Below are 25,530 nucleotides of genomic sequence, written 5' to 3' on the forward strand. Positions count from 1 at the left end.
TCTTATTCCGAGGCAATGCAAGGCTTTTAGCTATTTTTTCACCAGTGGTTCTAGTGTGATATAGGTAACAGTTTGAAATCTAATCGAACTACCTGAGTAATTATCGACCAAATGGATTGAAACCGCCGCCACCGCCACCCATTCCGCCCATGCCACCCATCATACCTTGCATGTTACGCATCATGCCGCGCATGCCACCTTTCTGCATTTTTTTCATCATCTTTTGCATCTGAGTGAACTGCTTAAGTAGACGGTTAACGTCTTGTACCTGAGTGCCTGAACCCGCAGCAATACGCTTTTTACGCGAGCCTTTGATCAATTCCGGGCGTTGACGTTCTTTCATCGTCATGGAGTTGATGATCGCTTCCATCTGCTTAAACATCTTGTCATCAACTTTATCTTTTACATCCGCAGGAAGATTAGACATGCCAGGTAGCTTGTCCATCATTCCCATCATGCCGCCCATGTTTTGCATTTGGCCCAGTTGTTCACGGAAGTCTTCTAGGTCGAAACCTTTTTTCTCCTTGAACTTCTTCGCCATTTTCTGAGCTTGTTCTTGGTCAACATTACGTTGCAAGTCTTCAATAAGCGACAGAACGTCACCCATGCCCAAGATACGTGAAGCCACACGGTCAGGATGGAAAGGTTCAAGGGCGTCAGTTTTCTCACCCACACCCATAAATTTAAGGGGCTTACCGGTAATGTGACGTACTGATAACGCAGCACCACCACGAGCATCACCATCAACCTTGGTTAGAATCACACCCGTTAGTGGTAGCGCATCACCAAACGCTTTCGCAGTATTCGCCGCATCTTGCCCCGTCATTGCATCAACAACAAACAGGGTTTCAACTGGATTAACCGCATTATGCAGCGCTTGGATTTCTTCCATCATTTCATGGTCAACCGCGAGGCGACCGGCGGTATCGACAATAAGCACATCGTAGAATTTCTTCTTAGCATGCTCGATGGCAGCGTTGGCAATGTCGATTGGCTTTTGATCTGGCGTTGATGGGAAGAAATCAACACCCACATCTTGCGCCAATGTCTCTAGCTGTTTAATCGCCGCAGGGCGATAAACGTCAGCAGAGACAACTAAGACTTTCTTCTTGTCTCTTTCATTAAGAAGCTTAGAGAGTTTACCAACACTGGTCGTTTTACCTGCACCTTGTAAACCCGCCATCAAGATCACAGCTGGAGGCTGAGCCGCGAGATCAAGGGCTTCATTGGATGCGCCCATCACGGATTCAAGCTCAGCTTGAACAATCTTGATAAATTCTTGCCCTGGAGTCAGAGATTTAGAAACCTCGACACCGACAGCGCGCTCTTTCACACCTTTAATAAAGTCACGAACAACAGGTAGAGCAACGTCAGCCTCTAACAGTGCCATGCGCACTTCACGCAGCGTCTCTTTAATATTGTCTTCCGTCAGGCGTCCTTTTCCGCTGATATTCTTCAGCGTACTCGACAGACGGTCGGTTAAATTCTCAAACATTTGTTTCTCTTCGCTCAATTAATGCGATCAATTACGCTGAGTATACCTTAGCCACATCATATACCCAAGTCGGTCTCAGTCAGTCATCACCATACCTTGGCTTTGTTACTTGCCGCATTTTTCAATAGTAAGTCAATTGTTTTCACATCCGACATAGCCCGCAGGGGCATTGCAAGGTATAATTCCTTTTTTAAATCACTCTCTTGTTACGATGGACAGTCTAATTGCCATTGCGGCCGTCATTTTATATGGTCTTGCTATTGCCACTATTATTCCAAGCCTAGTGCAACAGGTTGGAATACGCGCTAAAACCGTACTCGCTAGTGCATGCCTTGCCCTAGTGTTTCACGCGTGGTTGCTTGGCGATCTTATTCTCAGTGGCAATGGACAAAATCTCAGTATCCTCAATGTCGCCTCATTAATTAGCTTTATTATTTCGCTATTTATGAGTGTTGCCATGCTAAAAACAAGGATTTGGTTTTTATTGCCCGTGGTCTACAGCTTTGCTGCGATTAACTTAGCAGCGGCTACGTTTGTTCCTACCGCATTTATTACCCACCTTGAACACAACCCTAAATTATTAATTCATATTTCTTTAGCGTTGTTTTCGTATTCTACTCTCTCAATCGGTGCCCTCTATGCACTGCAATTGGCTTGGTTAGATCACAAGCTTAAGACTAAAAAGGCGCTTGGGATAAACCCTAACCTTCCTCCATTAATGATGATTGAAAGGCAGCTTTTCAAGATCATTTTGGTAGGAACAGGATTACTAACTGTAACCTTGATCACAGGTTTTGTGTTTGTACAAGATATGTTCGCGCAAGGTAAAGCACATAAGGGCATACTGTCTTGTATTGCCTGGGTAATTTATTGCATATTGCTTTGGGGTCATTATCACAAAGGTTGGCGTGGTAAAAAAGTCACCTGGTTTGCTCTAGCTGGCGCTTTACTGCTGAGCTTAGCCTACTTTGGCAGTCGCTTTGTACGTGAAATCATCTTAGGCTAAATATTGAAGTCAATGGAATGGGAGCTAGCGCGCCCTATTTGGATTGACAAAAGGTTAGACTTTGACCACCACTTAATTAACTCACTCTCAACTAAAGGAATTTTTGCGTTTTGGACGACATTTCGACCGGTATTTTATTTGCGATTCTTGCAGGTCTCATTGTAATTTCCGGATACTTTTCAGGCTCAGAGACAGGGATGATGTCTTTGAACCGGTATCGACTTAAACACCTTTCCAAAACTGGGCATCGCGGCGCTAAACGAGTAGAAAAGCTACTCAACCGCCCCGACCGCCTGATCGGTCTGATCCTTATTGGTAACAACTTAGTCAATATTCTTGCCTCAGCCATCGCTACCGTCCTTGGCTTACGCCTTTATGGTGACTTAGGCGTCGCTATCGCCACCGGTATCCTCACCTTAGTTATTTTGGTTTTTGCGGAAGTTACACCAAAAACTCTAGCAACCCTTTACCCTGAACGCGTGTCATTCACCAGCAGTATTGTTTTGACTGCGCTAATGAAGCTGCTATCGCCTCTCGTGATCTTGGTCAACTTCATTACCAACGGCTTTATTCGCTTGTTAGGTGTTAAAGCAAGCCATAATGATGAGGATCATCTCAGCTCTGAGGAGTTAAGGACCGTGGTAAACGAGGCTGGCTCACTGATACCAACACGTCACCAAGATATGTTGATCTCTATTCTAGATTTAGAGCATGTGACGGTTAACGATATTATGATCCCTCGGAACGAGATCACTGGCATTAATATTAATGATGATTGGAAATCTATTGTCCGCCAGCTCACTCACTCTCCTCATGGTCGAGTGGTCCTTTATCGTGACCAGATTGACGAAGTAGTCGGCATGCTGCGCTTAAGAGAGTCTTATCGCCTAATGCTAGAGAAGAATGAATTCACCAAAGAGACTCTGCTGCGTAGTGCTGACGAGATTTACTTTATTCCAGAGGGAACGCCACTCAACGTACAGATGCTGAAGTTCCAACGAAATAAGGAGCGTATCGGTCTTATTGTTGATGAATATGGTGACATCATTGGTTTGATTACTCTTGAGGATATTCTTGAAGAGATCGTTGGCGAATTTACCACTTCTATGTCACCGAATCTTTCTGATGAAATCACCCCTCAAGGAGATGGCAGCTTCCTCATTGAAGGCAGCGCCAATATCCGTGATATCAACAAAGGACTTAAATGGACGCTACCGACGGATGGTCCAAGAACTCTAAACGGTTTAATTCTGGAATACCTTGAGGATATTCCAGAAAGTCACCTGAGTGTGCATGTTGCAGAACACCAGATGGAGATCATCGAGTTGGAAGAAAACCGCATTAAAGTGGTCAAAGTCTTCCCGAAACAGGCGCACTCTTAAGGTCACTTACATCTTACGATCCAGTCCCAATGGAGCATGCCTTTGTGTGCTCCATTTTACTAACTTCTCTACCAGCTGTTTTTTGTCTACTGGTTTATCCAAATAGTCGTTCATACTCGCTTTTATTTGTAACTTAATTTCTGGTATTGATTCACCAGAAAGAGACAAAATAGGCACATCTGAATTAAAGAGGCGAATCAAACGTGTAGCTTCAATCCCATCAATACCCGGCGGCATTCGAGTATCCATCAGTATCGCGTCATATTGGTTGGCATGAGCCTTTTCTACCGCCTCCATACCACTGCTTGCAAAATCAACTTTCACTTGCTCTTGCGATAAATAGGTTTGCACCAACATCTGATTCGAGACCATGTCATCCACCACCAATACTCGTTTACCGACTAGCTTTCCGGCGTCATTAAACGATGGATGCGCAATCACTTTCACCAGTTCGTTTAAGAAAACAACCTGATTTCCTCCCGTGTAGATCTCTGCATGGAATACATACCTATCTTCACTACTGATAATTGGCTGTTCATCTTGGCTGTTGGCAACAAAGAGCAATGGCTTAGTTTGTGCTTTCTGACCTAGCGCCCCACTCTTGATCTGATTGGCTTCGCTAATTGAGCCGGCTAAGGAATCACCCGCAATCAAAATGAGTCTAAAGTCCGTATCAAACAACTCGATAGGGATAGAACTGACGCTTTGCTGCCAGTAAGTCTCAATACCCTGCATAGGCTGCAGGTAATGCCGCAACTCAGAATAAGATTGATAGTCACCAACGATCAAAATCTTACATGACATTTGCTGCTGTGTGACTTCAAACGCCTTAGACTCAAACCATTGCTGCTCAACATCAGGCAGTTCAATAATAAACTTACTGTATCGACCGACTTCACTCTCACAACGGATCATTCCACCAAAGGATTCAATGACTTTCTTACAATAAGCTAAACCTAACCCGCTTCCCTGAGGCTTACCATGCGTAAAATAGTCATCAAATATGTTCGCTAGGTATTCCGCAGCAATACCCGGTCCCGTATCCAACACCTCTAATCGGTTAAAGTCCTCACCGCTGTGTGTGCTCACGGTGATCCTGCTGTCTGGATGACTGGAAAAATAGTGAGAGGCATTTTTAAGTAAATTAAAAATCACAAAACAGTAAAAGGTATCATTACCTTTAAACACAAAATCCGCTTCAAAATTGCAGCTAACTCTCTGACGATAAATCGGCGAGTCAAAACTGAATTCATCAATAGCTTTCAGTGTCTCTTTTGCCAAAGAGTAGTATTCAAATTGCTCGCTATTGATGCCATCACCATTGGCCTCACTCAGTATGGCTTCAATGAATTTAGCACCAAGTAATACCGCTTTTTTACTTTCGAACAACTCATCGTAGACCAACTTCATCGATGATGAACTGGGGGATGAGAGTATACTTTTATTCATGCGTTCGAAGTGATAACTCAATTTGCTCAGAGGATTACGAATCTCATGGGCCATAGAACCCACCAACCCTTTGGATTTATTCACCTGATCTTGCGCTGCAATAAAATAACGGGCTTTCTTGAACAGCAGTTGCAAAGCTTGAACTTCCTCAACCGAGGTTAATCGTTCTAATTCATCCTGTTGTTCCACCATCAAAATATGACTTAAACCACCGTTTTCATCATACATTGGCAGCAATAAACACAACTTCCTTGCATTCATTAATTGCAGCAACTGCTGTAACGTCTCATGCTGCAGTTGGTAATCTATGTGTGTCAGTTTGTATTCAATCTCAGCCTTGATCAACACACTGTTGGGACCATTAAAATAGGGGACTAATTGCTGAACGTAACTATTGTTTGCACGCTCAATCTTTATTGAACCCCGTGCTAATATTTTCTCTAGCTCTATAATCCCTTGCTCGGTAGAGAACTGGAAAATATCCACCAATTCATGTATCTGTTGAACTTTATTCGCTTGCCCAAAGTACACAACATGTCCGAGTAACAGATTGCTCAACTTGGCTGTGTGATGCCACGCAATACCGGTCACTAAAGTCCACAAACAAAAGAACACCAGGTAACTGTTATCAATGCTGGTTTTAGCAATAAAGAAAATCGGCAGTAGGTATAACAAACCATTCAGAACTCGACTCAATACAAACACAGCCAAATAGCGGAAGCTGAAAAAGACGGTATTGCGCAAAGCATAGCCAATAAATAACGCCTGAGTGACAGATAGAGCTGGCGGTAACCAGACGAAAGCAAAGTTATGGAATACAACAGGAATTACGACCAAAACGACCAGCGTCGAACTCATAAAAATCAGTACACCCGCGATCATATAAGATGACTTCTGGCGCAGTAACAACTGCCCCTTTTGTCTCAGTGTGAAGAAGTTAATCAGCGTGAGAGAAATAAGAATTGGAGCAGATAAGAAAAACAACCCATTATAGGGACCAAACTCAATCACGAAGTTGCCTGCCGATATAATATCAACAGCATGAACAGTGAGCCCTGGTGTTAAATTGAGAATTAACGCCAGACTAATAAGAATCACTGAGAGTATCTTTTGCCAATCCCCAATAGCGACATCACTTTCAGTTTCTCTGAGGCTGGCAGAAAAAAGATAACCAAATAACAAAGCAAAGAAGCAGAATAAATTCGCTATGATGGCCATCGAAATGGCCACCTGCTCTGAATGATTAACCAACAAGTCACTTTGGAAGTAAGCATTGGAAAGTATCCATATTGCTATGGATACCGTGTAACAGTAGTAAAATCGATGGGTGATTTGACGACTTTTTACTTGGCTAGCCGAAAATGCATAACGCAAATACGGCAGCCAAAATAACAGCGCCAAAGCAACCAAAATGAGAAAGACACCCGAAAAATGAGAAAAGGCATCCATCACCCTACTATTCATCCGCCAACATATTCCTTGTATTTAATTTCATCTGCTTTCGCACCGATAACACTCTTTGGTAATAACCTTTGTAATCGCACTGAGATATTGCTTGACTCATAGGATGACTAAAGTAAATGCCCTGCTCTGTCACTGGCGCATATTCAGACACTTTGAATTCGCACACAGACACATAAGGGCTAACATCAGCATATGCGTTATTGACTGATTCAAAAAAGTACCTAATAGCAGGCTGCTCTGTAATGATATAAACCGCCTGAAATCCAAGTTGGTCTAACGCTATCATTAGTGCCTTGGTCATTTCGAACAACAGCTGGTTTAATTTTCTAGCCGGTGCGGCTATCGCTAATCTTATCACTTCACACATGGCATCTTGATTACTAATGCTCTGTATTAGACTTCTATCAAACTTATCGATCGAATCCATACTCAAATCATTGGACGAACCAGAACCCAACAAGCCAAAAAACTCCAAACTGCGCAGTTTATTTTCATCAAGCTTCATGCTCCATTTGGCGCTTTGAAAAAAGGGAGAAAAAGCCAGCCAAGTCTGCTTATTCCCCCAACGCCTAATATTCACACTACTGCATATTAGCATGGTTTCGGCCACTTTTTGATATAAAATAAAGTGCTCACCTCTGGCTGAGATCTCCATATCGTACAACATCTCATACCACCCCTCACGCTTGATGAATGTTTCTATATTTATCAAAACATTGGCGTCAGAAAGGCTAAGTAGTTGATTAGAAAAACAGGTCAAAAACCGTCGCTCATCCAGAGAAATATCATCAACAACCTCGCTATGATAATGGTCATCACTATCTACTATTGATTCATTGTATTCAGCGACGGCTTCATCCATGTTCTTAGCTCGATAGTGGATTGAAAATACAAGGTATTCAGCCCAACAATCAAGAATGTGGTCGAAATACACATTGGCAAGACATTCAATATGGGAGTAATGAACGGGAAAGGTGGGTAGTGAGGAGTGGGAGATAAGGTACTTAGCGGTAGAGCAGGTGAAAGTGTGCTTCAAGTTATCAGTATTGTCGTCATCATTGGCCAATTCTCGGATTTCAAAAGCTCGATAATCGACTATCTTGGCAAATACATCGGAATCACCAGACGCTTGTATGTATTGATGTATCAGTGATAAAAAATGCTCTCTCTCCTCTAAGCATTGAGGGTGTAAAGGAAGTTGCTGTATTTGCTTTAAAATTTGCTTGGCGTTGTTCATCGCTAGCCTCTCTTTCTATGGTTGAAAAGAGTCAGCGTAAACTAGACAACAAGTTTCACATTGAGGCTTATATCAACATGAGAGTCAGCCACCAAGGTACACACCACATTATTTTAAATTTGAGATCATAATTAATATAAAAAGCCCTTGTTTGCTTTCACAAACAAGGGCGTTAAACATTTTATGCTATCAAAAAATTTTAGCTAATATTGGGACCTAACCACTTCTCAGCTTCAAGACGATCCCAACCTTTACGATCCGCATAACTCTGCAACTGATCTTCTTGGATCTGCGCAATGGCAAAATAGCGAGAGTCTGGATGGGAGAAATACCAGCCTGATACAGCGGCTCCCGGCCACATCGCATAGCTCGTTGTTAGAGACATGCCTATCGTCTGCTCTACTTCTAAGATGTCCCACAGTGCGCCTTTTTCAGTATGCTCAGGACAAGCCGGATAACCCGGTGCTGGACGGATCCCTTGATACTTCTCTCGAATCAGTTCCTCATTGTTCAGTGATTCGTCTGACGAATAACCCCAGATTTCTTTTCTCATTTTTTCGTGAAGATATTCGGCAAAAGCTTCGGCTAATCTATCCGCTACCGCTTGAATCATAATGGCATTGTAGTCATCACCCTGCGCTTTATATTCATCCGCTAACTCTCGTTCTCCAATCCCACCGGTCACGGCAAATGCACCAATCCAATCGGCTTTGCCACTCTCTTTAGGCGCAATATAGTCAGAAAGACAATAGTTATACCCTTTAGGTTTCTCAGTCTGTTGACGTAAGTTATGAAGCACCTTACGAACTTGAGTTCGCGATTCATCGGTGTAGACCTCAATATCATCGCCGACAGACGCTGCAGGGAAAAGCGCCGCCATGCCGCTTGCCTTAAGCAAGCCTTCTCTTTCTACCCGATCGAGTAACTCATTGGCATCTTGATAGAGACGCTTAGCCTCCTCACCCACTTCTTCATGCTCAAAAATAGCGGGGAATTTGCCCACCAGCGACCACGTCATAAAGAATGGCGTCCAATCGATATAGCCTCTTAGCGTTGCTACGTCGAAATTCTCAAACACATGTACTCCAGGTTTGACCGGTACAGGCGGCGTGTAGGTTTGCCAATCAATGGCGACTTTATTGGCGCGAGCCTGCTCCAAGGTGACCGGTTTAGTACGTGGTTTCTTGCGATTATGCTGATCTCGTACGCGTTCATAATCAAGATCGAGCTTCTCGGTAAAAGCGGGCTTCAACTCATTGGATAACAAGGAAGTACAAACCCCTACTGCGCGTGATGCGTTGTTCACGTACACCACTGGCTCGCGATAGTTTTGCTCAATTTTAACCGCGGTGTGGGCTTTTGAAGTGGTTGCGCCACCGATTAATAATGGAACATCAAAACCTTGGCGTTCCATCTCTTTTGCCACATGTACCATTTCATCAAGAGAAGGGGTGATTAAGCCTGAAAGACCGATGATATCGACGTTTTCTTCTTTGGCGACTTTAAGAATAGTCTCGCAAGGAACCATTACTCCTAGGTCTATAATCTCAAAATTATTGCACTGCAGAACCACACCGACAATGTTCTTACCGATATCGTGAACATCTCCTTTCACGGTGGCTAATAGAATTTTACCGTTAGATCTGCCCGCTTCTTTTCCAGCGTTAATAAATGGCTCTAAATGAGCAACGGCTTGTTTCATCACTCGCGCGGATTTAACCACCTGTGGCAGGAACATTTTCCCTTCACCAAACAGATCCCCCACCACATTCATACCATCCATTAGAGGTCCTTCAATCACCTCTAAAGGCTTAGAAGCTTGCAGGCGAGCCTCTTCTGTGTCCTCAACAATGTACTCTGTAATCCCTTTAACGAGTGCATGCTCAAGGCGTTTGGCAACCGGCCAAGTACGCCACTCTAAAGCGGAAGCATCATCCTCTTTGCCGACGCCCTTATTCGCATACTGCGCCGCAATATCGAGCAAGCGTTCCGTGCCATCATCTCGACGGTTTAACACCACATCTTCAACCGCTTCTCTTAGTTCCGTCGGCACATTGTCGTAAACCTCCAACTGACCCGCATTCACGATCCCCATATCCATGCCGTTTTTAAAACAGTGATAGAGGAATACCGCGTGGATAGCTTCACGCACATAGTTATTACCGCGGAACGAGAATGAGACGTTGGACACACCACCAGAAATCATGGCATGAGGTAAATCTCGCTTGATATCAGCCACAGCCTCAATAAAGTCGACGGCGTAATTATTGTGCTCATCAATACCCGTGGCGACTGCAAAAATGTTGGGGTCAAAAATAATATCTTCTGGTGGGAAACCGACTTCGTCGACAAGAATTCGATACGCCTTGCTACAAATCTCTAACTTGCGCCCTCTGGTTTCAGCCTGACCAAGTTCATCGAAAGCCATCACAATCACGGCTGCACCGTAGCGACGAATTAACTTAGCCTGCTCAACAAACTTCTCTTTGCCCTCTTTGAGCGAGATAGAGTTAACGATCCCCTTGCCTTGGATACACTTTAAGCCCGCCTCCATCACTTCCCATTTAGAAGAATCCACCATGATAGGCACTTTGGAAATTTCTGGCTCAGAAGCGCACAGTTTTAAGAAGCGCACCATACAAGCTTCAGCATCAAGCATGCCTTCATCCATGTTGATATCGATGATCTGGGCACCATTTTCAACTTGCTGACGAGCCACCTCTAACGCTTCATCGTATAACTCTTCTTTGATTAAGCGTTTAAAGCGGGCAGAGCCGGTAACATTAGTTCGCTCACCGACATTGATGAATAGGCTCTCTTTTTCAATCGTGAGTGGTTCCAGACCCGATAACCGACACGCTACCGGTATCTCAGGCAGTGAACGCGGTTTCACTCCCTCAACCGCTCGCGCCATTTGGCGAATATGTTCTGGCGTTGTACCGCAACAGCCACCGACAAGGTTCAGGAAACCACTTTGTGCCCACTCAGCAATGTGTTGTGCCATATCCTCTGGAGATAGGTCATATTCACCAAATGCATTGGGAAGCCCCGCATTAGGGTGCGCAGAGACAAAGCTCTCGCTAATGCGTGATAACTCTGCCACATATTGGCGCAATTCATCAGGACCCAATGCGCAGTTTAAACCAAAGGATATTGGATTGATGTGTCTAAGCGCGTTATAGAATGCTTCTGTTGTCTGTCCTGATAATGTGCGACCAGAAGCATCGGTAATCGTGCCTGAAATCATCACGGGGAGCGTGATACCTAATTCCTCAAACACGGTTTCAACCGCAAATGCACACGCCTTGGCATTCAAGGTATCGAAAATGGTTTCAATTAGGATAAGATCGGAGCCGCCACGAATAAGCTCACGAGTCGATTCAGAGTAAGCGGTAACCAGTTCATCAAAAGAGACGTTACGGTAGCCTGGATCATTCACATCTGGAGAAATTGAGCAAGTGCGGTTGGTGGGACCTAAAACACCCGCAACATAACGTGGTTTCTCTGGTGTCTTTGCTGTCCACTCATCAGCTGCTGCTTTAGCAAGCTTAGCCGCTTGGTAGTTAATCTCAGCACTCAAAGACTCCATGTCATAGTCAGCCATCGCAATCGTGGTAGCGTTGAAGGTATTAGTTTCAAGAATATCCGCACCGGCTTCGAGGTAAGCGTTATGGATGTTATGGATCAACTCTGGTTGAGTCAGCACTAAAAGATCGTTATTTCCTTTCAAGTCACTATGCCAGTCAGCAAATCGCTCACCTCGATAGTCCTGCTCTTCCAATTTATAATCTTGAATCATTGTGCCCATTCCTCCGTCAATCAGAAGAATGCGTTGTTTCAATTGAGCTTCAACCTGCTGTCTTTTATTACTTGCCACGATACTGCCTCGTTCCATGATGATTTTGTCATCGTATCACAGATATTTTAGAAATCTAGACGTCTAAAATACTTTTTGATTGCTTCCTTAGCGCTTCACAGTAACCAACCCACCAAACTAGAGCAAGTGTTTCTGTTATCGACACACCTTTACGGTGCAAAGCAATGAACAACAAAAATAAACAGCTTGGGTAATAAACAGTTTTGGGTAAACAGCACTAATCTTAATGACAGAGGTGGCTCGACTTAACTGCAATCAAAGCCAAACTAAGACAAGTTAAAGCTGGGTAAAAAAATGACCGTATATCAAACTTTCTGTTTTCTGTCCGCAGCAGCCATGCTGATCGCTTTCATCAACCATAAGGTGGGAAAAATGCAGACCACCATAGCAATTACGGCAGGATCTATGCTGCTGTCTCTACTGATTTTAATTGCTGGTCAAAATGATTGGTTTCAATTGACACAACTCGCCACCAAGGTCATGACTGAAATCGACTTTGAAGACTTTTTATTGCAAGGGATCTTAGCCTTTTTGCTGTTTGGTGGCGGGTTAGGTATTAAATTACCGAACTTAAAAGACCAAAAATGGGAGATCACCGTCTTAGCATTAGGCGCTACTCTATTTTCTACCTTTTTTATTGGCTTTGGTCTCTATGGTTTCTGCTTCGTCATTGGTATCAAGTTTGACCTGATTTACTGCTTGTTGTTTGGCGCCCTGATCTCTCCTACCGATCCCATCGCTGTATTGGCCATTGTAAAAAAACTGCACGCCCCAAAGCGTATTTCTACTCAAATAGAAGGCGAGTCTTTATTTAATGATGGTTTCGGTTTAGTGATCTTCATTACCCTGTTCTCTATCGCCTTTGGCACCGAACTACCTAATGCAAGCACTGTGGCATTGCTGTTTTTACAAGAAACAGGTGGCGGTATTTTATATGGTCTGGTGCTTGGGATATTTTTCCACTCTCTGATTAGTGCGACGGATGATTCCACCATGGCACTGCTTTTTACCACTGCGATACCTACCGCAGGTTACGCACTTGCTGAAGTATTAGAAGTGTCAGGACCTCTCGCTATGGTCGTGTCTGGCATTATGGTCGGTAACTGGACTCGTGAACGAGGATTTACCAAGGAGTCGGAATATCATCTCGACCATTTTTGGGAACTTGTCGATGAGTTTCTCAACAGCATCCTATTTTTACTTATCGGTATGTCAATGCTACTGTTTCAGTTCCATAAAGAGGACTTTGTATTGATGGCCTTTTCTATTCCATTAGTACTGGTCGCTCGATACCTTAGCGTCAAACTCGCTTATCAAGGCTTTGAGCGTTATCGAAGCTATAACCCTTGGTCAATAAAAATTCTAACTTGGGGTGGACTTAGAGGCGGCTTAGCAATGGCAATGGCGCTCTCTATCCCTTCCGGTATCTGGGTCATTGAAGAGAAGCTCATCGATGTCAAAGAGATCATTTTGGTGATGACCTACTCAGTGGTTGTCTTCTCTATCCTCATTCAGGGCTCAACGATTACTCCTCTCATTGAACGAGCTAAACAGGCTGAGAAAGATTGATGTGCAGATGGCAGATGAAATGAACAAACGTTAGAAATCGCTAGACGCTAGGAATCTCCAAACGCTAGAAAGCAAAAAGCCTCATCTTTCGATGAGGCTTTTCTAAAGTGGCTCCCCCTGCGGGACTCGAACCTGCGACATACGGATTAACAGTCCGCCGTTCTACCAACTGAACTAAGGGGGAATTATTTGTGTCAACACAATGCCTTACGGCAATCTATTGTGTTTAGCACCAAATAATGGTGCCTCGAGGCGGAATCGAACCACCGACACGAGGATTTTCAATCCTCTGCTCTACCGACTGAGCTATCGAGGCAAATTAATGGTGCCGACTACCGGAATCGAACTGGTGACCTACTGATTACAAGTCAGTTGCTCTACCTACTGAGCTAAGTCGGCACACTAAATGCTTTATCGCTGCTACTTGTTTTTCAAAGCACCAACAATCTAAATTGTGGTGCCCGGAGGCGGAATCGAACCACCGACACGAGGATTTTCAATCCTCTGCTCTACCGACTGAGCTATCCGGGCAACGGAGCGCTATTAAACGGATTTTCCGTCCTCCCGTCAACTTGTTTTTAAAAAAAAATTCAAAAAAACGTGCAAGTGCTGTATTTTTCGGCAAATTCACTTATTAGCCCTTGCCGGCGTTAAAATCTTTTTTGAATTTTGTTACTTTTTCTAGGTATCTACGCGCTTCCGAATTTGGATGTTTTTTTGTTAACGCCCAATAGACTTGACTCGGTTGTAGCGAGTTAAGATCTCGCATCGCTCGCTTTCTGTCCGAGTGGAAAGTTTTTAGCACCCCACCCGAGCCACCGTTGTAGGCAGAAATCATGCTGTACTCTAACGAGAGAGGATGACTCACCTCTTTCAGGTAGCGATTTTTAAGGATATAGAAATACGCTGTACCAGTATCAATATTTTGCTCAGGATTAAACAGATACTCAGGCGTAGGCTCCCCAGAGCGATTCTTGACGAGCTTAAACACGTCTCTGCCGGCCGTTTTCGGTACAACTTGCATTAGACCATACGCATTAGCCCAACTCACTGCATAAGGGTTAAAACTGCTTTCCGTTTTGATGATGGCATAGATTAGATCTTCAGGAATATCGTAACGCTGTGAAGCGCGTCGAACAATATCTGAGTATTGGTAACTGCGCTGTTGAAAGTGATCCGCCACCAGCGGGATTTCAACATAGTAGGCCTGTTTATAATCCACTTTCTTGGTTTTGATCTTATTCGCAATCAGGTAGTCAGCAAAGCGACTGGCGCGCCAAGACCACTGGATCGGCTTTTTTTCCTGGTCTACAACTTGATTATATAGGAACGGCTGCCCCTCCAACTTAATCTCTTTAGAAGAAAATAAGTCCACACTTGAAGGGTCATCAGGTGTCAGTAACGTTGTGATGATGGCCGCTTTTAGGTGCTTTTCTGGCTCTGTTGGCGATACCGTTTCAATCGTTATCAAGCCCGAACTAAAGTTAACCTCAGCACGACTCAGATAGTTGTCTATGTATTTGACATAGTTGCTCTTGCCTGCAAACTTAACCTCTCGACTACCCCACCGTTTTTCAATATTGCCACTGAAACTATTGATCAACGCATCCAGTGCCGCAGTATCTTTGACATATTGACCGGGGAGCTCCGCCAGGTTTTTAGCAAAACGGTTAGTCGGTTCATAATTCACATCATAGATGCCTTCAATAAACTCTCGACTACAGCCCAATAGTAAAATGGGCAACAAAAAGTAAATTATTTTTTTCATAGACAGCATTAAAAACACCACCTTACGGTGGTGTTTGACGATTCCAAATCAATTATTCTGACGGTGGCGTATAGCCATCAATGACAACATCTTTGCCTTCGAACAAGAAGTTTACCATCTCGGTCTCAAGTAGCTTGCGGTGCTCAGGATCCATCATGTTGAGTTTTTTCTCATTGATCAGCATGGTTTGCTTAGCCTGCCATTGTCCCCAAGCTTCCTTACAAATATTGTCAAAAATACGCTTACCCAAATCGCCAGGGTAAAGTTGGAAGTCTAGACCTTCTGCTTCTTTCTGAAGTCGAGCGCAAAAAACCATACGGCTCATAATGTTATCCTCAATTATTCACGTGTTAAGGTGTCGATTAGCTGTTTTACTGGAGCAGCTAAGCCTACCTTATCGGGTTGGTTAATGTTATACCAAAGACCTTTCGACTGTTCCATTACCATTGTGGGTTGTCTGTCGACAGTCACGACAAACGGTGTGATATCTAAATGGTAATGGCTAAAAGTATGACGAAATGCGATCCCAATCTGTTGTGAGCAAATATCTTGTTCCCGCACTCCCAAGTCGGCCAGTGAAGACGAAATATCCGATGATGCACTCTCAGGAAAGCAAAATAAGCCCCCCCAAATTCCCGTCGGTGGACGTTGAGCCAAGAATACCTGCTGTTGGTATTTGATGATCACAAACCAGGTCTCTTTTTCTGGTTTCTGCTTCTTAGGCTTTTTACCCGGATAGTCTAATGGATTACCTTGTTTATTCGCGACACACAAATCTGATACCGGGCACAGTGAGCATTTAGGTTTACTGCGCGTGCAAACCATCGCCCCCATGTCCATCATAGCTTGGTTGTATTGGTCTGTATCTTCATTAGGAGTATGTTGCTCAGCAATGGACCACAATTGGTTCTCTACCTTCTTTTGCCCCGGCCAACCTTCAACGGCAAAGCATCGTGCTAGAGTGCGCTTTACATTACCATCTAAGATCGTCATAGGAAGCTTGTAAACCGACGATAACACCGCCGCTCCCGTCGAGCGTCCAACACCCGGTAGCGAAACCATCTGCTCAAGATCTTGCGGGAATTCACCAGCATACTGCTCGACTACTACCTTTGCAGCTTTATGTAAGTTTCTTGCTCGAGCGTAGTAACCCAACCCTGTCCAAAGATGTAGCACCTCATCTTGCGGTGCGTTTGCTAAGGATTCAACAGTTGGGAAATGTTCCAAGAAGCGATGATAATATGGAATCACCGTTGCTACCTGTGTTTGCTGAAGCATAATCTCTGATAGCCATACCTTGTAGGCGGTCTTATCTTGTTGCCAAGGCAACTCTTTCCGACCGTACAATTGGTACCAATCCAATATTGAGCGTGCAAAAGGCGTCACTATTCGTCTCATTTATCTTATAATTTGCCGCAAATTGCACCACACTTAGTAAAAGAAGTAAAACTGCGTGAATTTCTTATCGAATAATGCTTGCTTGACGGCGAATTCTTTGGATAATTCCCGCTCTGATTATTGATTGAACAGGCAAACATCCCATGAGTGAAGTGACCACAAACGAATACACAGAAGATGGCAAACTGATCCGCAAAGTGCGCAGTTTTGTTCGTCGTGAAGGACGACTAACCAAAGGCCAAGAGTTGGCAATGGAAGCGTGTTGGCCAACGATGGGTATCGACTATCAAGCGTCACTGCTAGATTGGGAGCAAGTGTTTGGCAACAACAACCCGGTTGTTCTAGAAATTGGCTTCGGTATGGGTGCCTCATTAGTTGAAATGGCTAAAAATGCGCCTGAGAAAAACTTCATCGGTATTGAAGTACACAGCCCAGGTGTGGGTGCTTGTCTGTCAGCGGCGCGCGATGCTGGTGTTACCAATCTAAGAGTCATGTGCCACGATGCCGTAGAAGTGTTCGCCAACATGATCCCTGAAGGTAGCCTAAGTGCAGTTCAACTCTTCTTCCCTGACCCATGGCACAAGAAACGCCACCACAAGCGCCGCATTGTTCAATTAGACTTTGCAGAGATGGTAAGAAGCAAGCTGAACCTTGATTCGGGTATTTTCCATATGGCAACAGACTGGGAAAACTATGCTGAACATATGATTGAGGTGATGAACCAAGCTCCGGGCTATAGCAATATTGCCGAGCAAGGCGACTTTATTCCTCGTCCAGAAGACCGCCCTCTGACCAAATTTGAAGCTCGTGGTCATAGATTAGGTCACGGTGTATGGGACATCAAATACCGCAGAACCGCTTAACTTTTTAGCTATAGTTAAAACTAAGCGGATGATATTAAGCCAACGTTATGTTGGCTTTTTTTAGCGCTATCGTTGGGAGAAATCGAACTATGAAACCAACACAATCGATCTTGTCACAAATCCTTGCCGAAGCCTCTGAGCTTTTGGGACAAGGAAAAGTTGCCGACTATATCCCGGCATTGGCTAGAGTGCCAAACAATAAGCTGGGCATCGCTGTCTACACCAATGAAGGTGAGATCATTACCGCTGGAGATGCTCAAGAGGCTTTCTCTATTCAGTCGATCTCAAAAGCTTTAAGTCTTACTTTGGCGATGATGCTCTACAAGCCCGAGGAGATCTGGAAACGTGTCGGTAAGGAACCATCAGGGCAAGCCTTTAACTCCATGATCCAGTTGGAGATGGAACAAGGTATTCCTCGCAATCCGTTTATCAATGCGGGTGCTATCGTCGTTGCAGACTTACTACAAAGCCGACTGTCCGCCCCAAGGCAGCGCTTGTTAGAGTTTGTACGTCAGTTGTCCGGTGATGCTCATGTGGTTTACGACAAAGTCGTCGCCGCGTCAGAAATGATGCACAGCGATCGCAATGCCGCGATTGCCTATCTTATGCGTTCATTTGGTAATTTCGATAATGATGTCATTCCAGTACTGAACAACTATTTTCATGCGTGTGCGCTCAAGATGAACTGTGTCGATTTGGCTAAAACCTTTAGCTATCTCGCGAACAAAGGTCAGTGTGTTCATACAAAAAAACAGGTTGTTACCGCGACACAAAGCAAGCAATTAAACTCACTGTTAGCAACGTGTGGTCTTTATGATGGTGCTGGTGAATTTGCTTACCGCGTCGGGATGCCAGGTAAGTCTGGGGTAGGTGGCGGTATTATTGCTGTCGTACCGGGGGAAATGACTATCGCCGTTTGGTCTCCTGAATTGGATAAATCGGGCAACTCTCTGGCTGGTACTCGTGCACTAGAGTTGCTGTCAGAGCGTATTGGTCGCTCGATCTTTTAGGTAGCTCACAAAGTGGAAGAGAGGCGATGCCTCTCTTTTCTTTTACATAAACCCTTTCTTTTACATAAACCCTTTCTTTTACATAAACCCTTCAAGTAAGTCATTAAGAAACAAACGTCCCTTCTCTGTTACCTGCCAATGACTTACGGTCTGATCAATGTAGCCTTTATTAATAGCCCACTCAATTTTGTCAGCAATGAAGCCTTCATCAAGACCCGTTCGCTGAGAAAACTCGATTCTAGGACAAGGTTCTAGTAGTCTAAATCGGTTCATAAAGAACTCAAATGGTCTATCTTCTTCTGCCACCTCAACGTCATCACTCAGGTACGGCTTAAGCATGTTGAGATAACCTCTAGGATGCTTAACCTTGGTTGTTCTTACAATACGACCATCTGCAAAACTGAGCTTGCCATGCGCCCCACAGCCAATCCCCAAGTAGTCGCCAAAACGCCAATAGTTGAGGTTATGTTGGCATTGAAACTCCGGTTTGCTGTAACCCGATGTTTCGTATTGCACGTACCCTGCTTGCTGCAACATCTTGTGCCCTTGCTCGAAGATATCCCACAAATCATCATCATCCGGCAGCACTGGCGGCTTTGAGTAGAACAACGTGTTAGGCTCAATCGTCAACTGATACCAAGACAAATGCGGTGGTTGCAACGAGATAGCCCGCTGTAAATCACCAAGCGCGTCTTCAACTGACTGATCGGGTAGTCCATGCATCAAGTCTAAATTGAAGCTATTTAACCCTATGATATGAGCCAACTCGGCAGCAGCGACTGCCTCGCTCTTGCCGTGAATACGTCCTAGCCTAGATAGCTTCTCATCTTGAAAGCTCTGAACACCAATGGAGATACGAGTAACACCCACTTGACGATATTTTTCAAAGCGTTTGGCTTCAATGGTGCCTGGATTAGCTTCCATCGTAATCTCAATCCCTTCACGGAAAGGGATACGCTGCGCGACTTGCGTTAACAGCTGTTCGATATATTCCGGCTCAATCAAACTTGGCGTGCCACCACCAATAAAAATAGAGTGCAAAGAGCGACTCTGATCGAGTTCAAAGTGTTCAATATCTTGATCAAGATCTTCCAAAAGCGCTGTAATATAGGCCTGTTGTGGGATCTCTCCTTTTTGTGCATGAGAGTTGAAGTCGCAATAAGGGCACTTCTGCACACACCAAGGGATATGAATGTATAAGCTTAGTGGCGGTGGTATTAACATAACTTACAGACCTTGAGCCTCTACTGTCGCAAAAAGCTGTTTAAGCGCTTTACCGCGATGAGATAATTGTTTTTTACGCACAGGTTCTAGTTGAGCGGAACTGCAGTTGTCCTCAGGAACAAAGAATATGGGATCATACCCAAAGCCATTGTCACCACTGGCTTCCGTTAAGATACGCCCTTCCCATTTACCGTGACAAACAATCGGTGTTGGATCGTCAGCATGACGCATCAAGACTAATACGCAATGAAAACGAGCGCTTCTCTGTTCTTCAGGGACGCCTTGCATGTTCGCAAGTAACTTTTCTAGGTTGCGCTGGTCGGTCGCTCCCTCACCGGAGTAACGCGCAGAGTAAATGCCTGGCGCTCCTTTTAGATAATCAACCTCGAGCCCTGAATCGTCCGCAATCGCTGGCATGCCCGTTGCCTGAGCCGCGTGTCTCGCTTTGATAATCGCGTTCTCGATAAAGGTTGTGCCTGTTTCTGCGACTTCGGAAACCTGAAACTCGCTCTGTGCATTTACTTCAAACCCAAAATCTGACAGCAGATCTGCCATTTCTTTTACTTTGCCTTGATTACCCGTGGCTAGCACAATCTTCTTGTTCATCTGTTTATCTCTGCTTATGCCCTGCTATTCTGCATACAGGGTTTGGTTAAATTTAATCTGACCCTTGCCCTTGATTCCGGCATCGACATCAATGGTAAAGCGATATAGCTCTTGGTTTACAATGGAAAACTGAGCTAAATAGTAGATCGCATTGCCTTCACGAACTTCTCTAAATTCGAGCACTTTGCTCTGCCCCAAAAGGTTCATAGCAGTGCCTTTGACTTTGCCCGCTAAGACTGGCTTACCCACACTCAAACGATCCAACAAGCTAATATTGACAATCGCGGTGTATTCATTACGTTTCAAATCGTAGGCTCTTGCCACCTTGGGTGTCAAAAAAGTGGAGTTAAACACTACGTAGTGCGCTTCTATATCTTTTATGGCTTTGAATTGCTCTGCGGTGGCGACAAAGGACCACAACAAGCAGGCGAATGTTATCAATAAGCGACACATCATACTTCTCCTTCAAAAAAGCCCTCATAAGAGGGCTCGAAACTCGTTTGGGATCAGCGCTGGCGCGACGACGCGTATCAGTTTATGCCGACCCAACTCTCCTTTTTCTATCACAATTTGTCCTTTTGGGACTTTAAATTGCTTAGCGAGAAACTTACTTAGGTGACTATTCGCTTTTCCGTCTATCGGTGGCGCGGTAATGGCGATCTTGAACTCTTCACCATGTTCTCCTACCAATTTATCCCGACTTGCCTTGGGTTGAACGTACACCCGCAGCAATAAATCATCACCGTCGAATAGCACTGCTGCCATTACAAACGGAACCAGATCGGTCCTACGAAGTCACCCATCAAAAAGTTAGCAAACTGCAGCACAATAAACAGCACTAACACACTTAGGTCAAAGCCACCCATTGCTGGGAGTATGCGTCGTATTGGTGCCAACATAGGTTCCGTTAACTGATGGAACACATATTCAATTGGGCTGCGACCTTGGCTGACCCAACTTAAAATAGCACGAATCAAAAGTACCCAGAATAACAGGCCTCCGGCAGCCTTGAGCAAAGATAGAAGTCCAAAGAATAAAAAGTCTGCACTGAAGGTAAAGCTGCCGCCAGAAGCAATCAAAAAAAGCGCAACAAACTTGCCGACACAAAGCACATAGGCGAACAGAAGCGTTGCGACATCAATACTGCCAATAGACGGGATCACACGTCTCAGCGGACCAACTATTGGTTGAGTCGATTTAACGATAAACTGCGAGAATGGGTTGTAGAAATCCGCTCTCGCAGCCTGTAGCCAAATTCGTAATATCACGACCATAATATAGAGGTCGAACAGGGTTGAAACCAAAAAGCTCATAGCGTTCATAAATTAACCTTATTGTTTTATGACTGTTGCCCTAAAATAATTTTTCCATCTCTTGCGCTCGATTTACCGCAGCCTGCATTGATCTTGCCACAATGCCACGGATATCGCTTTCTTCAAAGGTACGGATTGCTTCTGCGGTCGTGCCGCCTTTTGATGTCACTTGCGATCTCAACGTATCGAGCTCGATATCTGGATTGGCAACCACCATTTCAGCAGCACCTAGCGCAGTTTGTTGCACCAACAATCGTGCCGTCTGTTTATCAAAACCACTACGAATGGCTTCTTGCTGTATCGCTTCCATAAACAAGAAAAAATACGCTGGAGCGCTTCCCGCAGCGGCAATAATGTTATTGATGCCAGACTCTTGCTCTACCCAACAGGTTTCACCCACAGCTTGCATTAATTGAGAGGCAAATTGCTTATCAACTTCAGCCAGTTGGGGTTTAGCATATAGACCGCTCATACCTCGGCTGACCAAAGAAGGAGTATTAGGCATCACACGCACAATGTTTAGCTTAGATTCGAACATCTGCTCTAAGCGCTCAACTGCAATGCCGGCAGCAATAGAGATAACCAATTTATTGCTAACATCGACGGCTTTCAACTCAGAAATAACCTGTTCCATTAATTGCGGCTTTACCGCTAAGACCACCACATCAGCTTGTTGCACGGCGACAAGATTGTCCGTGGTAACATTGACGCCATACTGTTGATGAAGCACGTCAATTTTGTCCTGATTTGGTCCCGTTGCAATGATAGCCTCCGCTGGGTACTCGCTCGCGACCAAACCCGCGATAATGGAACGGGCCATATTACCCGCTCCGATAAAAGCAATTTTTCTATGTTCCATATAAGTTCCTAATCTAGCAGGCCGTCAATACTTATTTTAATCGGGAGTTTATTGTTTGTTTGCGTAATCTCTGGCGCCAAAAATCGCAGTACCAATCCTAACAATGGTACTACCAGCTTCGATCGCCGCTTCCATATCACCACTCATCCCCATAGAAAGCGTATCCACGCTCGGGTATTTATCAGCCAGTTGTGCCTTAATCTGCTGCAAAGCTTGGAATGCTTGCAATTGACTCGCATAGTCATTCACATTCGCTGGAATCGACATCACACCTCTTAAGGTGAGGTTTGGTAATGAAGAAATCAATTGGGCCAACTCAAATACTTCCTCTTTCATCACCCCTGACTTACTTTCTTCATCACTCGTATTCACCTGAATCAATACCTGCAGCGGTGCCATATCAGCAGGGCGCTGGTCATTTAAGCGTTGAGCTGTTTTACTTCTATCTATGGTATGCACCCAATCAAAGTGTTCAGCGACTTGGCGAGTTTTGTTTGACTGAATAGGACCAATAAAGTGCCAATCAATGGTCATTTCTGGATGATGTGCATTAAACCAAACTACTTTAGAGACTCCCTCTTGTACGTAGTTTTCACCAAAGCTTCTTTGATCCGCTTGATAAGCGTCTAAGATCATCTCAATGGGTTTGGTTTTACTCACTGCCAACAATTGAACCTCACCTTGCTGTCGAGCAAACTTTTGTTCTAATTGTGTAATCTGAGTGGTAATTCGGTGTATATTTTGTTGAATATGAGTCATAGCGAATAAATCAAAAGGAAAATGAATGGATATCACTGAGTTACTAGCCTTTAGTGTAAAGCATAACGCATCAGATCTACACCTTTCCGCAGGCGTATCTCCCATGGTACGTATTGATGGTGAAGTCCGAAAGCTTGGCATTCCAGAGCTAGACCACTCCGAAGTGCATAAATTGATCTTCGATATCATGACAGATAAGCAGAGAAGCGAGTACGAACAACACCTAGAAACCGACTTCTCATTTGAAGTCCCTAATGTTGGCCGCTTTCGTGTCAATGCATTTAATCAGTCTAGAGGATGCTCAGCGGTGTTCCGTACTATCCCAACGGAAATTCCATCACTGGAACAACTCAACGCACCCGACAAGTTTACTGAAATCGCTAATCTAGAACGAGGGTTAGTTCTGGTGACCGGTCCAACGGGCTCAGGCAAATCAACCACCCTTGCGGCTATGGTTGATCATATAAACCAACACCACAACAAACATATTCTAACGATTGAAGATCCGATTGAATTCGTTCACCACAATAAAAAGTGTCTGATTAACCAACGGGAAGTGCATCGTGATACTCACAGTTTCCAAAATGCGCTCCGTTCAGCACTTCGCGAAGATCCAGATATTATTCTAGTCGGTGAGTTACGAGATCAAGAAACTATTAGCCTAGCACTTACCGCAGCAGAAACTGGGCACCTTGTGTTTGGAACCTTGCACACCAGTTCAGCCGCTAAAACGATTGACCGTATTATTGATGTATTCCCGGGGCAGGATAAAGGGATGGTTCGCTCCATGCTTTCTGAATCGTTAAGAGCGGTGATTGCACAAAAGCTCCTTAAGCGGGTTGGAGGTGGGCGAGTCGCTTGCCATGAAGTCATGATAGCAACGCCAGCGATACGCAACCTTATTCGAGAAGACAAGGTGGCTCAAATGTACTCCATCATACAAACCGGTGCTGCCAATGGCATGCAAACAATGGAGCAACATGCCAAAACATTGCTATCACAAGGACTTGTCGATCTCGAAGAAGTAAACCAGAAAATCGAACAGAACAATGCGTTATTCTAAAGTCGGTATAAATTGATGCACATAGATACGATTCTAAAACAGATGCTGGATAAGAAAGCGTCTGACCTCTATATCACCGTCGATTCACCGGTTCTTCATCGTGTGGATGGTCGATTAAATCCAGAAGGTGTGGTTCTCGATGAGAGTAGCGTTTATTCGCTCCTAGAAGCTCTTATGAGCGTTGAGAAGTACCAAGAGTACCGGACATCAAAAGAAGCCAATTTCGCTGTCGTACGTCCTTTTGGGCGCTTTCGTGTCAGCGCCTTCTTTCAAAGAGAACTGCCTGGGGCGGTCATACGTCGTATTGAGACCCAAATCCCTACCTTTGAGGAACTGTCTCTCCCTGACCCTCTACGAAGCTTAGCAACAGCGAAACGAGGATTAGTATTAGTTGTCGGAGCAACTGGCTCTGGTAAATCGACAACGATGGCAGCAATGACTGGCTATAGGAACCAAGAGCATTCGGGGCATATCTTAACGGTTGAAGATCCTATTGAGTTTGTTCATCAACACAAGAACTGCATTGTGACACAGAGAGAGGTGGGGCTAGACACGGAAAGTTATGAAGTTGCACTCAAGAACTCATTAAGACAAGCACCGGATATGATTCTCATCGGCGAAATACGCAGCCGTGAAACCATGGAGTATGCAATGGCGTTTGCTGAAACCGGTCACTTGTGTATGGCGACGCTGCACGCCAACAATGCCAGTCAAGCCTTGGAGCGTATCCTGCACCTAGTTCCAAAGGAGCAGAAAGAACAATTTCTTTATGACCTGTCTTCAAACCTGAAAGGAATCATTGGTCAGCAGTTAGTACGTGACAAAGAAGGGGGTGGGCGGCATGGCGTATTCGAGATATTGCTAAATAGCCCGAGGATTTCAGAGTTAATCCGCAAAGGGGAACTGCAAGAGATCAAACCAGCCATGTCGAAGTCACGTGAGTTAGGCATGCAAACTTTCGATCAGGCTCTGTTCGACTTGGTGAATAACGACAAGATCACTTATGAAGAGGCGCTGCACAGTGCCGACTCGCCAAACGATCTCAGATTAATGCTCAAGCTCGGTAATTCCGAACAAGCACAAACGCAAAGCTCACCCTTTGATAATGTTCAGATCGATATGAGCTAGAGTTGTAAATGGAAATGCTCAAAAGCTAGAAAGCAAAAAGCCTTATCTTTCGATAAGGCT

At 44.6% G+C, this 25,530-nt stretch carries 21 protein-coding genes and 4 tRNA genes; 7 read left to right on the forward strand and 18 right to left on the reverse strand.

Translation table 11 applies throughout. The annotated features are described in order from the left end of the window. Nucleotides 1-100 precede the first annotated feature (100 nt). On the reverse strand, nucleotides 101-1,495 hold the full coding sequence (ffh, locus tag L9Q39_RS11405; RefSeq protein ID WP_237485174.1) for a signal recognition particle protein: 1,395 nt from the start codon (nucleotides 1,493-1,495) through the stop codon (nucleotides 101-103). Between the two features lie 211 nt (nucleotides 1,496-1,706). On the opposite strand from ffh, the gene L9Q39_RS11410 reads away from it, so the two are divergent. Then, entirely contained in the window at nucleotides 1,707-2,501 is a 795-nt protein-coding gene (locus tag L9Q39_RS11410) for a cytochrome C assembly family protein (RefSeq protein WP_237485175.1), read from the forward strand. A 110-nt stretch (nucleotides 2,502-2,611) separates the two neighbouring features. Further along, nucleotides 2,612-3,883, forward strand: a complete 1,272-nt coding sequence (locus tag L9Q39_RS11415; RefSeq protein ID WP_237485176.1) for an HlyC/CorC family transporter — start codon at nucleotides 2,612-2,614, stop codon at nucleotides 3,881-3,883. A 6-nt stretch (nucleotides 3,884-3,889) separates the two neighbouring features. Here the strand turns inward: L9Q39_RS11415 and L9Q39_RS11420 are convergent, their stop codons facing one another. The 3 genes from L9Q39_RS11420 to metH all read right to left on the reverse strand — a co-directional run bounded on the left by L9Q39_RS11420 (nucleotide 3,890) and on the right by metH (nucleotide 11,910). Continuing rightward, complete coding sequence (locus L9Q39_RS11420) at nucleotides 3,890-6,796, reverse strand: hybrid sensor histidine kinase/response regulator (RefSeq protein WP_237485177.1); 2,907 nt, start codon at nucleotides 6,794-6,796, stop codon at nucleotides 3,890-3,892. Further along, entirely contained in the window at nucleotides 6,789-8,033 is a 1,245-nt protein-coding gene (locus tag L9Q39_RS11425; RefSeq protein WP_237485178.1) for an acyl-homoserine-lactone synthase, read from the reverse strand. Before L9Q39_RS11425 ends, L9Q39_RS11420 begins: the two co-directional genes overlap by 8 nt. A gap of 199 nt (nucleotides 8,034-8,232) precedes the next feature. Continuing rightward, the gene (metH, locus tag L9Q39_RS11430) at nucleotides 8,233-11,910 is read right to left on the reverse strand and encodes a methionine synthase (RefSeq protein ID WP_237485179.1); all 3,678 of its coding nucleotides are present in this window, start codon (nucleotides 11,908-11,910) and stop codon (nucleotides 8,233-8,235) included. 294 nt (nucleotides 11,911-12,204) lie between these two features. On the opposite strand from metH, the gene L9Q39_RS11435 reads away from it, so the two are divergent. Further along, nucleotides 12,205-13,479 carry a cation:proton antiporter gene (locus tag L9Q39_RS11435; RefSeq protein ID WP_237485180.1) on the forward strand — a complete coding sequence of 425 codons (1,275 nt, stop codon included), beginning with the start codon at nucleotides 12,205-12,207 and terminating at the stop codon, nucleotides 13,477-13,479. 108 nt (nucleotides 13,480-13,587) lie between these two features. Here L9Q39_RS11435 and L9Q39_RS11440 read toward each other — a convergent pair. The 7 genes from L9Q39_RS11440 to mutY form a co-directional block, all read right to left on the reverse strand. After that, a tRNA-Asn gene (locus L9Q39_RS11440) sits at nucleotides 13,588-13,663 on the reverse strand. Between the two features lie 56 nt (nucleotides 13,664-13,719). Next, nucleotides 13,720-13,795: transfer RNA gene (locus L9Q39_RS11445), tRNA-Phe, on the reverse strand. A gap of 7 nt (nucleotides 13,796-13,802) precedes the next feature. Beyond that, nucleotides 13,803-13,878, reverse strand: a tRNA-Thr gene (locus tag L9Q39_RS11450). Nucleotides 13,879-13,934: 56 nt separating this feature from the next. Next, nucleotides 13,935-14,010: transfer RNA gene (locus L9Q39_RS11455), tRNA-Phe, on the reverse strand. A 103-nt stretch (nucleotides 14,011-14,113) separates the two neighbouring features. Beyond that, nucleotides 14,114-15,247 (reverse strand): membrane-bound lytic murein transglycosylase MltC, encoded by a 1,134-nt coding sequence (mltC, locus tag L9Q39_RS11460; RefSeq protein ID WP_237485181.1) that lies wholly within the window; start codon nucleotides 15,245-15,247, stop codon nucleotides 14,114-14,116. A 52-nt stretch (nucleotides 15,248-15,299) separates the two neighbouring features. Next, entirely contained in the window at nucleotides 15,300-15,572 is a 273-nt protein-coding gene (locus L9Q39_RS11465) for an oxidative damage protection protein (RefSeq protein ID WP_237485182.1), read from the reverse strand. A gap of 14 nt (nucleotides 15,573-15,586) precedes the next feature. Further along, nucleotides 15,587-16,633, reverse strand: a complete 1,047-nt coding sequence (gene mutY / locus L9Q39_RS11470) for an A/G-specific adenine glycosylase (protein WP_237485183.1) — start codon at nucleotides 16,631-16,633, stop codon at nucleotides 15,587-15,589. A 155-nt stretch (nucleotides 16,634-16,788) separates the two neighbouring features. Between mutY and trmB the strand changes: the two genes are divergently transcribed. Both trmB and glsB read left to right on the forward strand, forming a co-directional pair. Continuing rightward, a complete protein-coding gene (trmB, locus tag L9Q39_RS11475) occupies nucleotides 16,789-17,508 on the forward strand; it encodes a tRNA (guanosine(46)-N7)-methyltransferase TrmB (RefSeq protein WP_237485184.1) in 720 nt (239 codons plus the stop codon). A gap of 89 nt (nucleotides 17,509-17,597) precedes the next feature. After that, nucleotides 17,598-18,518, forward strand: a complete 921-nt coding sequence (glsB, locus tag L9Q39_RS11480) for a glutaminase B (protein WP_237485185.1) — start codon at nucleotides 17,598-17,600, stop codon at nucleotides 18,516-18,518. Between the two features lie 78 nt (nucleotides 18,519-18,596). Here the strand turns inward: glsB and hemW are convergent, their stop codons facing one another. Genes hemW through L9Q39_RS11515 form a run of 7 tightly spaced genes read right to left on the reverse strand, consistent with a single transcriptional unit; the run spans nucleotide 18,597 to nucleotide 23,279 of the window. Further along, entirely contained in the window at nucleotides 18,597-19,742 is a 1,146-nt protein-coding gene (hemW, locus tag L9Q39_RS11485) for a radical SAM family heme chaperone HemW (RefSeq protein WP_237485186.1), read from the reverse strand. 3 nt (nucleotides 19,743-19,745) lie between these two features. Continuing rightward, entirely contained in the window at nucleotides 19,746-20,348 is a 603-nt protein-coding gene (locus L9Q39_RS11490; protein WP_237485187.1) for an XTP/dITP diphosphatase, read from the reverse strand. A 24-nt stretch (nucleotides 20,349-20,372) separates the two neighbouring features. Then, complete coding sequence (locus L9Q39_RS11495) at nucleotides 20,373-20,801, reverse strand: DUF4426 domain-containing protein (protein WP_237485569.1); 429 nt, start codon at nucleotides 20,799-20,801, stop codon at nucleotides 20,373-20,375. A 24-nt stretch (nucleotides 20,802-20,825) separates the two neighbouring features. Beyond that, entirely contained in the window at nucleotides 20,826-21,113 is a 288-nt protein-coding gene (gene yggU / locus L9Q39_RS11500) for a DUF167 family protein YggU (protein ID WP_237485188.1), read from the reverse strand. Further along, nucleotides 21,113-21,670 carry a YggT family protein gene (locus L9Q39_RS11505; RefSeq protein ID WP_237485189.1) on the reverse strand — a complete coding sequence of 186 codons (558 nt, stop codon included), beginning with the start codon at nucleotides 21,668-21,670 and terminating at the stop codon, nucleotides 21,113-21,115. The genes yggU and L9Q39_RS11505 overlap by 1 nt, the downstream gene beginning before the upstream one ends. Before the next feature lie 31 nt (nucleotides 21,671-21,701). Next, a complete protein-coding gene (proC, locus tag L9Q39_RS11510) occupies nucleotides 21,702-22,520 on the reverse strand; it encodes a pyrroline-5-carboxylate reductase (RefSeq protein ID WP_237485190.1) in 819 nt (272 codons plus the stop codon). Between the two features lie 48 nt (nucleotides 22,521-22,568). Further along, nucleotides 22,569-23,279, reverse strand: a complete 711-nt coding sequence (locus tag L9Q39_RS11515; RefSeq protein WP_237485191.1) for a YggS family pyridoxal phosphate-dependent enzyme — start codon at nucleotides 23,277-23,279, stop codon at nucleotides 22,569-22,571. Between the two features lie 25 nt (nucleotides 23,280-23,304). Between L9Q39_RS11515 and L9Q39_RS11520 the strand changes: the two genes are divergently transcribed. After that, nucleotides 23,305-24,342, forward strand: a complete 1,038-nt coding sequence (locus L9Q39_RS11520) for a type IV pilus twitching motility protein PilT (protein WP_237485192.1) — start codon at nucleotides 23,305-23,307, stop codon at nucleotides 24,340-24,342. A 15-nt stretch (nucleotides 24,343-24,357) separates the two neighbouring features. Next, complete coding sequence (locus L9Q39_RS11525; protein ID WP_237485193.1) at nucleotides 24,358-25,470, forward strand: PilT/PilU family type 4a pilus ATPase; 1,113 nt, start codon at nucleotides 24,358-24,360, stop codon at nucleotides 25,468-25,470. The last annotated feature ends 60 nt before the right edge of the window (nucleotides 25,471-25,530 follow it).

The organism is Vibrio hippocampi, from assembly GCF_921292975.1.
GTDB classification, from domain to species: Bacteria; Pseudomonadota; Gammaproteobacteria; order Enterobacterales; family Vibrionaceae; genus Vibrio; species Vibrio hippocampi.